Source organism: Oscillibacter sp., from assembly GCF_031978065.1.
In the GTDB taxonomy this organism is placed as follows: Bacteria; Bacillota; Clostridia; order Oscillospirales; family Oscillospiraceae; genus Oscillibacter.
In genome coordinates this window covers 1-13,188 of sequence record NZ_DALZCH010000088.1, presented here as the reverse complement: position 1 = coordinate 13,188, position 13,188 = coordinate 1, and the positions used below count along the sequence as shown (strand labels likewise).

The window sequence follows — 13,188 nt, the reverse complement described above, 5'->3', positions numbered from 1 at the left end:
GGCGCACCCAGCGGGGACCGGAAGCCTTACGGCAATTCGGGCGCACCGACTGGCGACCGGAAGCCCTACGGCAGACCGGATGCACCCAGCGGCGACCGCAAGCCTTACGGCAGACCGGGCGCACCCAGCGGCGACCGGAAGTCCTACGACAAACCGGGCGCACCGACTGGCGACCGGAAGCCCTACGGCAGACCGGATGCACCCAGTGGGGACCGGAAGCCCTACGGCAATCCGGGCGCGCCGACTGGTGACCGCAAGCCTTACGGTAGACCGGGCGCACCCAGTGGGGACCGGAAGCCCTACGGCAGACCGGGCGAACCCAGTGGGGACCGGAAACTCTACGGCAAGCCGGGCGCACCCAGCGGGGACCGGAAGCCCTATGGCAAACCGGGCGCACCCAGCGGGGACCGGAAACCCTACGGCAAGCCCTCGTTCAGCGGGAAGGGACCCAAGCCCTTTGCCCACAGCAATCCCGTGAAGCGCGGGAAGGGGACCTTTCCTAAAAAGGACAACTGAGAATACTCCCCCGTTCCGGGGGGTGGCAGAGGGCGACGCTCCCTTTGCTTCGCCGCGCGGCGGCGATAGATATATTGCGTTTCCGGCGGCGATTCTCCGGAGACGCGCCCTGACCCACCCGCCAAGGAAGGCGGCGCGGGCCGCAGAGAGGAGACGGCGTCCCCCCTCGCAAGCGAACGATGGAGGTGGCTTTATTGAGTACGAGTGCAGCGAATAAATACAGAGTCCGGGAGCTGGCCAAGGATTTAGGCCTGAGCAACAAGGACATCATGGATGTTTTGGGGAAGTATGGCGAGGCCCCCAAGAGTAATATGCAGGCATTGACCGACAAAGAGCTGTCGCTGGTGTTTGAGGCTTTGACCCAGGCCCATCCGGCGTCCGGCATTCAGGAGATTTTTGCCGATACCTACAGGGAGCCGGCGAAGCAGGAGCAAAGCGTCCCCACGCCTGCACCCGCTCAGGCCGCTGTGGAAAGGCCTGCCCAGCAGCCCGTCGCTCCGGCGGTCCCCATGGCTCAGGTGCAGAAGGCGACGGTGGCTCCCGCGCCTCTTGCCGCGCCCCGGCCTGTTAATCCCCAGCCTGCCGCTGGGCAGGCGAAGCCTGTGCTTTCCCAGCCCGCAACCCGGGTTCCTCAGAAAAAGGTGGTGGACACCCGCAAGGGCGGCGACGTGAATCTGGCGAAGTACGACGAGAAGCTGGAGCAGATGGCGCCTGATAAGGCTCGGCGGATGCAGCCCGCCGCCCCGGGAAAGCAGAAGTTTCGCCCCAATAACAACCGCCGTCCCGGCCCAGGCATGACCTTTTCCAACAAGCGGCGGCAGGATGAGCAGGAGAAAATGCGCCGTCTTCAGTTGGAGATTGCCAAGAAGGCGCCCCTGAAGGTTTCCATCCCCGACGAAATCAGCGTGGGTGAGTTGGCCTCCCGCATGAAGAAGACTGGTGCGGAAGTGGTCAAGGTGTTGATGAAAAGCGGCATCATGGCCTCTTTGTCCCAGATGATTGATTATGACACCGCCACTTTGGTGGCGCTGGAGTTTAACTGCAAGGTGGAGCACGAAGTCACTGTCACCATCGAGGAGCAGTTGATCGATACGCATCAGGACAAGGAAGAGGAGCTGATTTTCCGCGCCCCCGTGGTGGTGGTCATGGGCCACGTGGACCACGGCAAGACCTCTCTGCTTGACGCCATCCGCGACACCTCTGTCGCCGAGGGCGAGGCGGGCGGCATCACCCAGCACATCGGCGCCTATCAGGTGCAGTTGGACGGAAAGCCCATCACCTTTCTGGATACGCCGGGCCACGAGGCGTTTACCTCCATGCGTGCCCGTGGCGCCATGATTACGGACATCGCCATTCTGGTGGTGGCGGCCGACGACGGTATCATGCCCCAGACTGTGGAGTCCATCAATCATGCAAAGGCCGCCGGGATCCCCATTGTGGTGGCTATCAACAAAATCGACAAGCCTGCTGCCAACCCCGAAAAAATTAAGCAGCAGTTGACGGAATACGGCCTTCTCACCGAGGACTGGGGCGGTGAAACCATCTGCTGTCCCATCTCCGCCAAAAAGCGCACCGGCATCGACAAGCTGCTGGAGATGGTGCTGCTCACCGCCGAAATGGCGGAGCTGAAGGCCAACCCCAACCGCGCCGCCTCCGGCACGGTGATTGAGGCCCGGCTGGACAAGGGCCGCGGCCCTGTGGCGACGCTTTTGGTCCAAAACGGAACCCTGCGTCAGGGCGATACCATTATCGCCGGAACCGGCGTGGGCCGCGTGCGGACCATGACCAACTCCAAGGGCAAGCGCATCGAAGAGGCCGGCCCCTCCGTTCCCGTGGAGATTGCGGGCCTGTCTGAGGCTCCTGCCGCCGGCTGCACCTTTAACGTGGTGGCCGATGAGCGTATGGCACGAGAGCTGGTTGAGCAGCGCAAGGAAGAGGAAAAGTTCAAGTTCGCCGCGCCAGTGCAGAAGGTGTCTCTGGAGAATTTGTTTGACCAAATTCAGGCGGGTGAGCGCAAGGAACTGGCCCTCATCGTCAAGGCCGACGTGCAGGGCAGCGTGGAAGCCGTTCGCGTGTCTCTTGAAAAGCTCAGCAACGCCGAGGTGGCCGTTCGAGTCATTCACGGCGGCGTGGGCGCAATCAGCGAGTCCGACGTGATGCTGGCCGCCTCCACGGGCGCCATCATCGTGGGCTTCAACGTCCGGCCCGACGCCGCCGCCAGAGACGGCGCGATTCGGCAGAACGTGGATATGCGGATGTACCGCGTGATTTACGACTGCATCGACGAGATCGAGTCTGCCATGAAGGGCATGCTGGCCCCCAAGTTCAAGGAAGTGGTTCTGGGTCACGCGGAGATCCGCCAGACTTACAAGGTGTCTTCCATCGGCACCGTGGCGGGCGCGTATGTGCAGGACGGCAAGCTGGTCCGGGATTGCAGCGTGCGTGTGGTACGGGACGGCATCGTGATTCACGAGGGGAAGCTCGGTTCTCTCCAGCGGTTTAAGGACACGGTCAAGGAAGTCACCACCAACTACGAGTGCGGCTTGACGGTGGACCGGTTTAACGACATCAGAGAGGGCGACATTATCGAGAGCTTCACCATGGAGGAACTTCCCCGGTAACCGGATATAATAAGGGCGGCGGCGTGGCCGCCGCCCTCTGCTTTTGACACAAAGGATGGCGTCCTAACGAGACGCCCACGGAAAGGAGCATTTTATGGCCAGTAATCGCATCGGCCGTATCAACGAGGAAATCCAGCGGGAGCTGGCGGCCCAGCTTCGCGGACTGAAGGACCCCCGGGTCAGCGGCGTGGGCATGGTAAGTATCACCCGTGTGAACACCACGCCGGATTTGCGCTATGCCCAGGTATTTGTCAGCGTGCTGGATAAGGAGCAGGAAAAGGATGTGCTCAAGGGCCTGAAATCCGCCGCGGGCTTTCTGCGTCGGGAGCTTGGCGGGGAGCTGCGCCTGCGCTATACGCCAGAGCTGCAATTTGTGGCGGATGATTCCATTGCCCACGGGGCCCACATTTTAGAGCTGCTTCGCAGCGTGGAGCGCAGGGACGCGGAACAAGCCGGGCAGGAGGACAAGGAATGACGGACTTGACGGCGGCTCAGGCGGCCGCGCTGCTGAGGGAGTTTGACGATGTTCTGATTCTCACCCATGTGCGCCCCGATGGGGACACGGTGGGCTGCGCGGCAGGCTTGTGCGCCGGACTGCGGAATCTTGGCAAGCGGGCCTATCTTCTGGAAAACGACGGCAAAACCCGCACCACCGCGCCCTATATGGCGCCCTATGAAGCGCCGGAGGGCTTTGTTCCCGCCTATGTGGTGTCTACCGATATTGCGGTGACGGACCTGTTTCCCAAAAACGCGGAGCAATATAAAGACAGGGTGGATTTGGCGATTGACCATCACCCCTCCTTTGCGCGCTTTGGCAAGGCGAACATGGTTCGTACGGAAGCCGGGGCCTGCGGCGAGATTATTTACGACATTTTAAAGGAGCTTGGCCCCGTCACGGCGGAGATGGCCCTGCCTTTGTATGTGGCCGTTTCCACCGACACGGGCTGTTTTCAATACAGCAATACCACCGCCAATACCCATCGGGTGGCGGCGGAGCTGTTGGAAACCGGCATCGACTACCGAACCGTAAATCAAGTGTTCTTCCGCACTAAAAGCCGTAAGCGTCTGGAGCTGGAGGGCGACATGCTGGCGAGTATGGAGTTTTACGACGGCGGCCGGATCGTGGTGATGAAGGTCCCCATTTCCCTGATGGAGCGGGTTGGCGCGGACGAGACGGACGCAGAGGATTTAAGTTCCCTCGGCGGGCAGATTGAAGGCACCGACTGCGGTATTACCATGCGGGAGCTGCGGCCCGACGTGTGGAAGTTCTCTGTGCGCACCGGCCCCCGGATCAACGCCAGTGTCGTCTGCGCGGAGCTTGGCGGGGGGGGACATGCGGCCGCCGCGGGCTGCACCGTGGAGGCCCCCATGACTGAGGCCAGACGGCAAATGCTGGCAGCGGTGGAGAAGACGACCGGAAAATTTGCCGACTGACAGGGAGTTGTAAGCTATGCAGATCGAAAGTATCCAGCGAAACGGTGTGAAAATTGCGGTGGTCACAGGCGGGGAAAAGGTGCTGACGGATGTCCAGTCCGCCTTGGATTTACTGGCTACGGTGAACTATGAAACCGGTGCGGACAGAATTGCGATTGACAAGGGTACCGTGGCGGACGACTTTTTTGTTCTGAGCACGGGCCTTGCGGGAGACGTGCTTCAAAAATTTGTGACGTACCACACGAAGCTTGCCATCTACGGTGACTATACCGGGTACACCAGCAAGCCGCTGAAGGACTTTATGTATGAGTCCAACAAGGGGAACCATGTCTTTTTCGTACCGACGAAGGAAGAGGCCCTGGAAAGGCTTGCGGGCGGCTGACAGACTGCCAAATTTCAATGGGGAGGGCGCGTTATGCCCAGCGGAATCATCATCATTGACAAGCCCATGGACTGGACCAGCATGGACGTATGCGCCAAGCTGCGGGGCATCCTGAAGGAGAAGCGGGTGGGCCACGGCGGGACGCTGGACCCCATGGCCACCGGCGTGCTGCCCGTTTTTGTGGGGCAGGCCACCCGGGCGGTAGAGTTTGCGGAAAAAGGGAAAAAGGAATATGTGGCGGGTCTGCGTCTGGGCCTTGTCACCGACACGCAGGATGTGACGGGGGCAGCCTTGGAGCGCTGTGAGCCAGCGGTTTCCCGGGAAATGCTGGAGAGAGTGCTGCCCCGGTTTACGGGGGAGATTTTGCAGATACCGCCCATGTACTCCGCCATCAAAATCGGCGGAAAGAAGCTGTACGAAATCGCCCGTAAGGGCGGCGAGGTGGAGCGCGCGCCCCGGCCGATCACCATTTATGAGCTGGAGCTTTTGGAGCAGACCGGGCCTACCGAGTTTACCCTGCGGTGTCTGTGCTCCAAGGGGACCTACATCCGCACCCTCTGCCACGATATCGGACAGGCCCTTGGCTGCGGCGGCTGTATGTCCTCTCTGCGGCGGACCATGGCGGCGGGCTTTTCCCTCAGTCAGGCAGTGAGCCTTGCCGACGTGCAGGAGCGCGGCGTGGCGCTGCTGCTGCCCACGGACTCGTATTTTGCGGAGTACCCCGCTTTTCACCTCTCGACAGAGCGACAGGAGCGCCGCTGCCGGAACGGAAATCCGGTGGATGCACCCGCATGTCCCGACGGGACAGTTCGGGTATATGGACGGGAGGGAGATTTTCTCTGTCTCTCTCAAGCCAGCGACGGCGTGCTGACGTCGGTTAAAAACTTTTTTGGAGCGTAAGATATGAAAGAACGCGTGATTGCTCTGGGCTTTTTCGACGGGGTTCACCTGGGCCACGCCGCCCTGCTTCGCCGCGCGGTGGAGGAGGCCGCCCAGCGGGGCTGTGTTCCCGCCGTATTCACCTTCAGCCGCCCACCTAAAGAGGTGGTCACGGGGATTCCCTGCCCTCTCATCAATTCCCCAGAGGACCGGCAGGGTTTGCTTCGGCGGCTGTTTGGCATTAAGGACGTTTTGATGGTCCCCTTTGACCAGGAAATGATGACCACCCCGTGGGACGCATTTGTAACGGAAATTATGGTGAAGCGGTACCACGCCGTCCATCTGGTGGCGGGGCATGACCACCATTTCGGACATAAAAATCAGGGATCGCCCGAGCTTTTGCAGGAAAAATGCGCCCAACTTGGGATTGGCTGCGACATCATTCCCAAAGTGGAGCGGGGCGGCATCGAGGTCAGCTCCACTTACATCCGCCGTCTGGTGGAGTTGGGGCAGATGGAGCGGGCGGCGGAATTTTTGGGGCATCCTCACGTATTGTCTCAGGAGGTGAAACACGGGCGGCGCATCGGCCGGACCATCGGGATTCCCACCATCAACCTCACCGTGCCGCCCCATGTGCTGGTGCCTGGGCACGGTGTTTACGCCGCCAAGGCCTGTCTGCCGGACGGCAGGGAGCTGGCTGGCGTGACCAACGTGGGCACCCGGCCCACCGTCCGCAACGGGACGGACGTGACCGTGGAAACCTTTTTGCTGGACTTTGACGGAGATTTGTACGGGCAGACCGTCCGGCTGGAGTTTTATAAGCGACTGCGGGACGAAATCTGCTTTGATTCGTTGGATGGACTGAAGGCCCAGATTGCTCGGGACACGGAGACGGTACGGGCTCTGCTTGCGAAATAGCGCAGGGCTTCTGCCCGAAAGGCGAAGCGGCTAATTTGGATATGGAAAGCGGGGCATCTCGTAGAGACGCCCCGCTTCAGTTTGCGCTCCGGCGGCAAAGAATGATAGATCCGTTTTTTCTGACAGCGTGGACGTTAAGAAAATTTTCTTTTGCAAAGCAAAGGCTTCACTGCCCACTACTAGCGGACAGTGAAGCCCTTGGAGCAATCTAAAAACCGACCGCGAAAGAGTTCCCCTTCACGCCAGATATAGCAGCTTCTTTAAAAATTCCACTCCCTTGGGCAAAATCCGCTCGTCATCAAAGGAAAAGGTGCTTGCGTGAAGCTGAGGTACGTCTCCCGCCCCCAAAAAGAAAAACACACCGGGGATTTGCTGCTGGTAGAAAGAAAAATCCTCCGCCGCCAGTGCGGGCTGAGCGAGCAAGGAAACTTCGCCCGCCTCCAGTCCGGCCTGGACCGTTTCAAACAGGCCCTCGTGGTTCCAAACAGGAGGATAGCCCTCGTTGAGGTGCAGCGTCACGTCGCAGCCGGTGGAGCGCTCCACCCGGCGGCAGGTATCCGCCAGTTCCCTGCGCAGCAGAGCAAAGGATGCGTCGGAAAAGGTACGCAGACAGCCCAAAAGCTCCGAGTGGCCGCTGACCACGTTGCGGGCGTCCCCGGAGTGTAGCGTGCCGAATCGCAAAACGCGGGGGTCCTCCGGGGGCAGGGCGCTCCGCTCCGTCTCCGTCACTTGGCGCACCAGCTCCACGGCGGCCAGCAGTGCGTCCCGGCCCTGATCGGCCCGGGAGATGTGAACGCTTTCTCCGGTGATGTTCACGGTAATCTGACTGGCCCGGGCCATCTGTGGGCCGGGCTTCGCCCACACCGTTCCCTCTGGAAGACCCGGCCACAGATGCAGTCCGAAAATCCGGCGGACCTCCAGCCGCTCCAAAAGCCCTGTTTCGCAGATCAGCCGCGCGCCTCCGGTGGTTTCCTCCGCAGGCTGAAAAATAATAAGTACGTTTCTGGGCAAATTGTCCAGATGACTGTCGACGTATTCCGCCAGTGCCAAAGCCATGGCGGTGTGCCCGTCGTGGCCGCAGGCGTGCATTTGGCCCGGATGCTGCGAGGCAAAGGAAAGGCCCGTTTCCTCCGTCTCCGGCAGGGCGTCCATATCCGCCCGAAAAGCCACCGTCTCTGCCCTTCCCACATCGAAAAACGCGCAGATGCTGCCCTTAATAGGCGATGAAAGCTGGCAGTGCAGCTTCTCAAGCCGACTTTGCACAAAGGCAAGGGTTTTTGGAAGTTCATTGTCCAGCTCTGGGATGCGGTGCAGCGTTCGACGATATGTAATGACGGAGTCCATGCCGCCACCTCCCTTTTTTTCGCTCAGTATAGCACCGCCAAAAGCAAAAAGACAGGGGGTAAAACGGAATTGTAGAAACTCTACAAGAACAGAGAAGAGAACTCTTGAAAATCAGGAAAAGATGACAAACAGCGTTCGCCGCCAATTGGCAGCGAACGCTGTTTAAGTTTCATACCGGAATACCCGGCCTTGTCAGGAGACAGCCGCCACGCCTGCAAAGCTGAACCAGCCTCTCGGGTCCCGGCACAGGCCGGACCAGCCCTCCCGCAGCTTCCACAGCGTTCCCGTGGTGTAGAGCGGAGAAACCGCCGCATCCTCCAGCAGAAGAACTTCCGCGTCGTGAAGACAGGCAATTCGCGCCGCCGGGTCCGAGGCGCTGTCAATAATTTTCAGAAGGGTGTCATAGGCCCCGCTGGAATAGCGGGCCGTGTTGAGGGAGGACTTGCTGGAAAAAGGCGCGAGAAATGTCTCCGCGTCGTTGACGGATGCGGACATGTCCACGTCCGCCAGCGCGTATTTCCCGGTGCGCAGGGCATCGGACAGCTCCGCCCGGGTCACGGCCCGGGGCTGAATGCGCAGTCCCAGCACGGAGCGCCACTGCTCCGCCAGCGCGGTGGCAATCGCCGCCGCTGGTCCTTCGTCCACATAGAGATATTCCAGAGCGCTATTTCTCACATAGCTGCTGGCACCGCTGTCATAGCCGCTGCCGGATAAAAGCTGTTTTGCCTTTTCGCAGTTGCCCGCATAGTCCTCCGCCGAGGAGTTTAAAAGGTCGCCGCCCTCGCTGCGGAAGTCCTCCTCTGCGCTGCCGGGCACACCGTAAGGCACCAGTCCCGTCGCCGCGCTGGCAAAGCTGCCCGCCAAGGCGGCCACGGCCTGCCGGTCCACCGCAAGGGTCAGCGCCTTGCGGAATGAGGGGTCGTCAAGAGGGTACTGCGCCCCGTTGAACAGCACCGTGTGGGTGGTAAGCACCGGTGTGAGGGACTGTCCATGGGCAATCTGCGCGTCCGCCTGCTCCTGAGGCAGGGCGTATGCCAGATCCACCGTCTCACCGTCATACAGCGCCCACGCCGATTCCGGACTGTCGGAAAAGAATACGCGCACGCCGTCATTTCTCACCCGGCCGTAATAATGCTCGCTGCGGGTCAGGTCCAGCGTTTTCCCCGATTGATAGGCGGAAGCATGATAAGCCCCGTTGGTGACAAGCAGGGTGGGGTCATACCACCATTTCAGGGGTGCGGCGTCCTCTCCGGCGGTTTTGGAGGCGGCCTGTGCCTTCTCCTTCAGGGACTGCACCACGTCCTGCCGCAGGGGGACAGTGGCGGGGGAGGAGCACACGCCGGTCAAAAACCAGTCGTATTTCCCGGACAGAACGACCTCCAGCGTGGTGTCGTTTTTCGCGGTGACGGCCAGCTCCTCCGGGGCTCCCCCGTTTCGGACGGCGTCGTAGCCCTGCACCACGGACAGAAGCGCCGCATTGGGAGACAGGGTCAGAGGATTTGCAAGGCGCTGCCAGGCGTATACAAAGTCCTGCGCTTTCACCTCTGTCCCGTCGGACCAGCGGGCGCTGCGCAGGCGGAAGGTATAGACCACGGTGCCGTCGAAATTCTCCGTTACATCCACGGACTTTGCCATGCCCTCGGTCGCTGTGGTGTTGCCGTCGCCGTCGCAGGTCATGCGCATCAGCGGCTCGTAAAGGCTGAGGGCCACCGTGTTGTCCGCGTCGGTGGTAACATAGGCCGGGTCAAAGGTGGTCACTCCGTTTCCCACGGACACCGGCAAAATGGACGGGGCTTCTTCCTTGCCGCAGCCGCTCAGGATTCCGGCGCACAGCGCGGCGGACAGCGCCAGAGCCGCCCATCGCTTCATTCGTCTCATGTGTGATTCTCCTTATAGAACACGGCCCGCCCAGCGGCGTCCTCCGCTTTATATGATTTATATATGCAATCAGGGCATTTCCGCCGAAACGCGGGAAATATCAAATAGCATTATACGCGGGTTTGCAGGCGATTGTAAAGCAAAAGAGAAAATTTAGTAACAAATATTTACAATATTAAGAAAATTTTAATAAATACAAGCCTCATGTAGACAGAAGGAAGACTCCAACCCGCAAAAGACCCGCTGAAAGAGCATTTGCTTTTTCAACGGGTCAAAATTAAAAAGAAACGGGTGCAAGCCCAGTCAATGCGCCAGAATGAACTGTTCCAGCTCTGCCGCGGAGCGCACCACCGCCACGGCCCCGGCCTCTTCCAGCTCACCGGGGGCGGCATAGCCAAAAAACTCCACGCCTACGCAGTCCACGCCGCACTCCTTCGCGCCCAGCACGTCGTATTTCCGGTCGCCCACCATCAAAATGTCGGGCCGGTCCGCCTCATTCAGATTCAGGCGGCGGAAGGTGTCCCGAATTACGTCGGCCTTCGTGTGGTCCCCATGGAGCGGACTGCCCGCGATGACGCTGAGAGACGGCGTGTAGCCAAACCGCGCACAGATATCCACGCACAGCTTTTCCGGCTTTGAGGAGGAGAGCGCCAGCACGTACCCCGCTTCCTTCAAACGTCCGCACAGCTCCGGCATTCCCGGAGTTGCCAAGTTTTCAAATTTTCCCATAGGCTCATACCGTTCGCGGAACATCTCCACCGCCGCAAATGCCTGCTCCGCCGTAAAGCCGCACAGCTCCATAAAGGTTTCCTGCAAAGGCGGGCCGATAAACTTGATCAGCGTGTCCTCGCCCGGCGCGATTTTACCCAGCTTTTCAAACGCGTAGCGCAAGGAATTCAGAATGCCTTCCTTGGAATCCGTCAGCGTTCCGTCTAAATCCAAAAAAATATAACGATACAAAAATTTCTCGCCTCCGTTCCCTAAAATTCTACCATGTTTCGCCGCTTCATGCAAGACGGTAGTAAGGTTTGCGCCCGCCGCCCGGCGCGAAGGGAAAAGGCCCTTTGTTTCGCGGAAGAAAAGCGAATTTGGTTGCCAAATTGCCTTGTAGGGGGTATACTGTCGGCATCAAAACCGAAGGACGGAACTTTATGAAGATACTGGTATTCTCCGATTCCCACGGCAACGTGGAGCATATGGTGACCGCTTTGGAGCGGGAGAGGCCGCAGCGCATCTTCCATCTGGGAGACGGCTTTCGGGATGCGGAGCACCTCCGGGACATGTTCCCGGATATTCCGTTGGAGCAGGTCCCCGGCAACTGCGACTTTCGCCCGGACGAGCCGCCCATGAAGCTTTTAGAACTGGAGGGGAAACGTATCCTTCTTTGCCACGGGCATACCTACCGAGTGAAGGAGGGGCTGATGGACGTGGGCTATGCGGCCCGGGAGCACAAGGCGGATTTACTGTGCTTTGGGCACACCCATGTTCCCACACAGGAATGGGTGGGGGAGTCCCTTTTGTTAAATCCCGGCAGCATTGGCTATTGGGGACGACCCACCTATGCCGTGGTCCGGATTGAACGCGGCCGTCTCACGGCGGACCTGCGCAGGCTTATATGACGAACGGGGCCGATTTGCGCCCTCTCCCAGCGGGCAGATGCATCTGGGGAATCTGTTTACAAGCCTTCTGGCGCTGCTTTCCCAGAGCACCCCGGAGGAGCTTGTCGGAAAGCTCGGGTATCTTGCGGGGCTGAATTCCTCCGCCAAGCCCCGGACCCCGGAAAGTCTGCTGGCGGAATTTGACTGGCAGCGGATTCCGAAGGAGGATATCTTCGTACCGACCGGTCTGTTTTTCTGAAATCCGCATAAAACCGCCCCCTTTGCGCAAGCTGGCACAAAGGGGGTGGCTTATTTTATGGATTTGAAAAACAGCGAAACAAAAATCAGTCTGATGCGGGCCTTCGCGGGAGAAAGTCAGGCCCGCAACCGCTATACGTTTGCGGCGTCTCAGGCGAAGAAGCAGGGGCTGCATGTGATTGAGGCGGCGTTCCTGTTCACCGCGAATCAGGAGAAGGAGCACGCGGAGGTGTTCTACAAGCATCTGGGGGAGCTTTCCGGCGAGACGGTGCAAATCGACGGCGGCTACCCCGTGGACGCGGCGCAGGACATGACGGCGCTTTTGCGGATGGCGCGGCACAACGAGCTGGAGGAATTTGGCGACGCCTATCCCGCCTTTGCGGAAATTGCAAAGAAAGAGGGCTTTTCCCGCATTGCCGATTCTTTCTCCCGCATCGCCGCCATTGAGAAAACCCACGCCGACCGGTTTGAGCTGCTGGCGGACCTGCTGGAACGGGAGCGTTTGTTCGTGGCCGACGTGGAATGCGGCTGGATGTGCCTGAACTGCGGCTATGTCTTCACCGGGACGATCGCTCCGGAAAAATGCCCCGCCTGCGACCATGACCGGGGCTATTTCATTCGCCTGACCATGGCTCCGTATACGGAAGGGTAACCGAAAAAGTGCCTGCCTAAAAAGTTTCGGCAACATAAAAAGCCCCGGGCGCGTAATAGCGTCCGGGGCTTTTCGTATCCGCTCATAAAACGATTTCCTTGGGAAACGCTTCCTTGCGGAGAATGCCCCACATTTTATCGATGTAGGCCAGCGTGTAGTAATTTTCGTAGTAATGATAGTAAAACGCGCCCTTCAGCGTCATGCGGAAAATTCCGTGCTCCTCCGTGGCAAAGCCCATTTTTTTCGCAAGCCAGAATTCAAAGCCGTAGACCTCTTTCAGTGGCACGCCAAAAAATTCTTCAAATCCTTTGGGGTCCACCTCCGTGCCATAAGCCGTCCAAAACAGATAGTAGAGCATTCGCTGGCGGGTTGTAAAGCGCAGGGTCAGCGAGGTGGGCAGCGTGCCGCTCTCAATTCTCCTGCGGTATTCTGCCACGGAAAAGGTGTTGACCTTGAACTGATTTTTTAGCAACGTGGTGGCGGAGCAGCCGAAGCCTAAGAAATTTTCCCGGGTCATGGAGGAATAGCTTGCCCCCGGCGTGCCGGAAAAAGTCCAGATGGACTCTCGCCGGTATCCCATGGCTTCGCAATACCGGGTGATGTCGTCCAGCAGGCGGCGCTTTTCCTGTTTGCCCATGGGCTTGACGGTGGAGCCTGTGAAGGCAAAGTCAATAAAGGGATAGATGGCCACATGGTTTGCACCGATGG

At 59.6% G+C, this 13,188-nt stretch carries 12 protein-coding genes and 2 pseudogenes; 10 read left to right on the top strand and 4 right to left on the bottom strand.

The window, feature by feature from the left end:
- From RTK01_RS12400 to ribF, 7 genes and pseudogenes are all read left to right on the top strand, one after another.
- Nucleotides 1-516, top strand: a pseudogene (locus RTK01_RS12400) (translation initiation factor IF-2); the annotation flags it as partial.
- A 179-nt stretch (nt 517-695) separates the two neighbouring features.
- The gene (gene infB, locus RTK01_RS12395; protein WP_312281278.1) at nt 696-3,137 is read left to right on the top strand and encodes a translation initiation factor IF-2; all 2,442 of its coding nucleotides are present in this window, start codon (nt 696-698) and stop codon (nt 3,135-3,137) included.
- A gap of 94 nt (nt 3,138-3,231) precedes the next feature.
- Nucleotides 3,232-3,612 (top strand): 30S ribosome-binding factor RbfA, encoded by a 381-nt coding sequence (gene rbfA, locus RTK01_RS12390; RefSeq protein ID WP_312281277.1) that lies wholly within the window; start codon nt 3,232-3,234, stop codon nt 3,610-3,612.
- Nucleotides 3,609-4,571: a DHH family phosphoesterase gene (locus RTK01_RS12385; protein WP_312281276.1), complete on the top strand. Its 963-nt coding sequence runs from the start codon at nt 3,609-3,611 to the stop codon at nt 4,569-4,571. Before rbfA ends, RTK01_RS12385 begins: the two co-directional genes overlap by 4 nt.
- 16 nt (nt 4,572-4,587) lie before the next feature.
- Nucleotides 4,588-4,953, top strand: coding sequence for a DUF4180 domain-containing protein (locus tag RTK01_RS12380; protein WP_312281275.1), 366 nt, complete (start codon nt 4,588-4,590; stop codon nt 4,951-4,953).
- Nucleotides 4,954-4,986: 33 nt separating this feature from the next.
- Complete coding sequence (gene truB / locus RTK01_RS12375) at nt 4,987-5,853, top strand: tRNA pseudouridine(55) synthase TruB (protein WP_312281274.1); 867 nt, start codon at nt 4,987-4,989, stop codon at nt 5,851-5,853.
- A 3-nt stretch (nt 5,854-5,856) separates the two neighbouring features.
- Nucleotides 5,857-6,750 carry a riboflavin biosynthesis protein RibF gene (ribF, locus tag RTK01_RS12370; RefSeq protein WP_312281273.1) on the top strand — a complete coding sequence of 298 codons (894 nt, stop codon included), beginning with the start codon at nt 5,857-5,859 and terminating at the stop codon, nt 6,748-6,750.
- 237 nt (nt 6,751-6,987) lie between these two features.
- Here ribF and RTK01_RS12365 read toward each other — a convergent pair whose 3' ends face one another.
- The 3 genes from RTK01_RS12365 to RTK01_RS12355 all read right to left on the bottom strand — a co-directional run bounded on the left by RTK01_RS12365 (nt 6,988) and on the right by RTK01_RS12355 (nt 10,932).
- Nucleotides 6,988-8,094 carry an amidohydrolase gene (locus RTK01_RS12365; RefSeq protein ID WP_312281272.1) on the bottom strand — a complete coding sequence of 369 codons (1,107 nt, stop codon included), beginning with the start codon at nt 8,092-8,094 and terminating at the stop codon, nt 6,988-6,990.
- A gap of 192 nt (nt 8,095-8,286) precedes the next feature.
- Nucleotides 8,287-9,972 carry a peptide ABC transporter substrate-binding protein gene (locus RTK01_RS12360; RefSeq protein WP_312281271.1) on the bottom strand — a complete coding sequence of 562 codons (1,686 nt, stop codon included), beginning with the start codon at nt 9,970-9,972 and terminating at the stop codon, nt 8,287-8,289.
- Nucleotides 9,973-10,275: 303 nt separating this feature from the next.
- A complete protein-coding gene (locus RTK01_RS12355) occupies nt 10,276-10,932 on the bottom strand; it encodes an HAD hydrolase-like protein (protein WP_312281270.1) in 657 nt (218 codons plus the stop codon).
- 191 nt (nt 10,933-11,123) lie between these two features.
- On the opposite strand from RTK01_RS12355, the gene RTK01_RS12350 reads away from it, so the two are divergent.
- From RTK01_RS12350 to rbr, 3 genes are read left to right on the top strand one after another with little or no spacing between them, the layout of a single operon-like run.
- Nucleotides 11,124-11,591, top strand: a complete 468-nt coding sequence (locus tag RTK01_RS12350) for a metallophosphoesterase (protein WP_312281269.1) — start codon at nt 11,124-11,126, stop codon at nt 11,589-11,591.
- The gene (locus RTK01_RS12345; protein WP_312281279.1) at nt 11,533-11,829 is read left to right on the top strand and encodes a hypothetical protein; all 297 of its coding nucleotides are present in this window, start codon (nt 11,533-11,535) and stop codon (nt 11,827-11,829) included. The genes RTK01_RS12350 and RTK01_RS12345 overlap by 59 nt, the downstream gene beginning before the upstream one ends.
- Before the next feature lie 57 nt (nt 11,830-11,886).
- Nucleotides 11,887-12,480: a rubrerythrin gene (gene rbr / locus RTK01_RS12340; RefSeq protein ID WP_312281268.1), complete on the top strand. Its 594-nt coding sequence runs from the start codon at nt 11,887-11,889 to the stop codon at nt 12,478-12,480.
- A gap of 82 nt (nt 12,481-12,562) precedes the next feature.
- Here the strand turns inward: rbr and RTK01_RS12335 are convergent.
- Nucleotides 12,563-13,188: pseudogene (locus RTK01_RS12335) on the bottom strand (coproporphyrinogen III oxidase); the annotation flags it as partial.

What these genes read in the sequence shown, in the direction of transcription:
- infB (WP_312281278.1), top strand. Translation starts at nt 696, where the DNA reads ATGGAGGTGGCTTTATTGAGTACGAGTGCAGCGAATAAATACAGAGTC.
- rbfA (WP_312281277.1), top strand. Translation starts at nt 3,232, where the DNA reads ATGGCCAGTAATCGCATCGGCCGTATCAACGAGGAAATCCAGCGGGAG.
- RTK01_RS12385 (WP_312281276.1), top strand. Translation starts at nt 3,609, where the DNA reads ATGACGGACTTGACGGCGGCTCAGGCGGCCGCGCTGCTGAGGGAGTTT.
- RTK01_RS12380 (WP_312281275.1), top strand. Translation starts at nt 4,588, where the DNA reads ATGCAGATCGAAAGTATCCAGCGAAACGGTGTGAAAATTGCGGTGGTC.
- truB (WP_312281274.1), top strand. Translation starts at nt 4,987, where the DNA reads ATGCCCAGCGGAATCATCATCATTGACAAGCCCATGGACTGGACCAGC.
- ribF (WP_312281273.1), top strand. Translation starts at nt 5,857, where the DNA reads ATGAAAGAACGCGTGATTGCTCTGGGCTTTTTCGACGGGGTTCACCTG.
- RTK01_RS12365 (WP_312281272.1), bottom strand. Translation starts at nt 8,094, where the DNA reads ATGGACTCCGTCATTACATATCGTCGAACGCTGCACCGCATCCCAGAG.
- RTK01_RS12360 (WP_312281271.1), bottom strand. Translation starts at nt 9,972, where the DNA reads ATGAGACGAATGAAGCGATGGGCGGCTCTGGCGCTGTCCGCCGCGCTG.
- RTK01_RS12350 (WP_312281269.1), top strand. Translation starts at nt 11,124, where the DNA reads ATGAAGATACTGGTATTCTCCGATTCCCACGGCAACGTGGAGCATATG.
- RTK01_RS12345 (WP_312281279.1), top strand. Translation starts at nt 11,533, where the DNA reads ATGCCGTGGTCCGGATTGAACGCGGCCGTCTCACGGCGGACCTGCGCA.
- rbr (WP_312281268.1), top strand. Translation starts at nt 11,887, where the DNA reads ATGGATTTGAAAAACAGCGAAACAAAAATCAGTCTGATGCGGGCCTTC.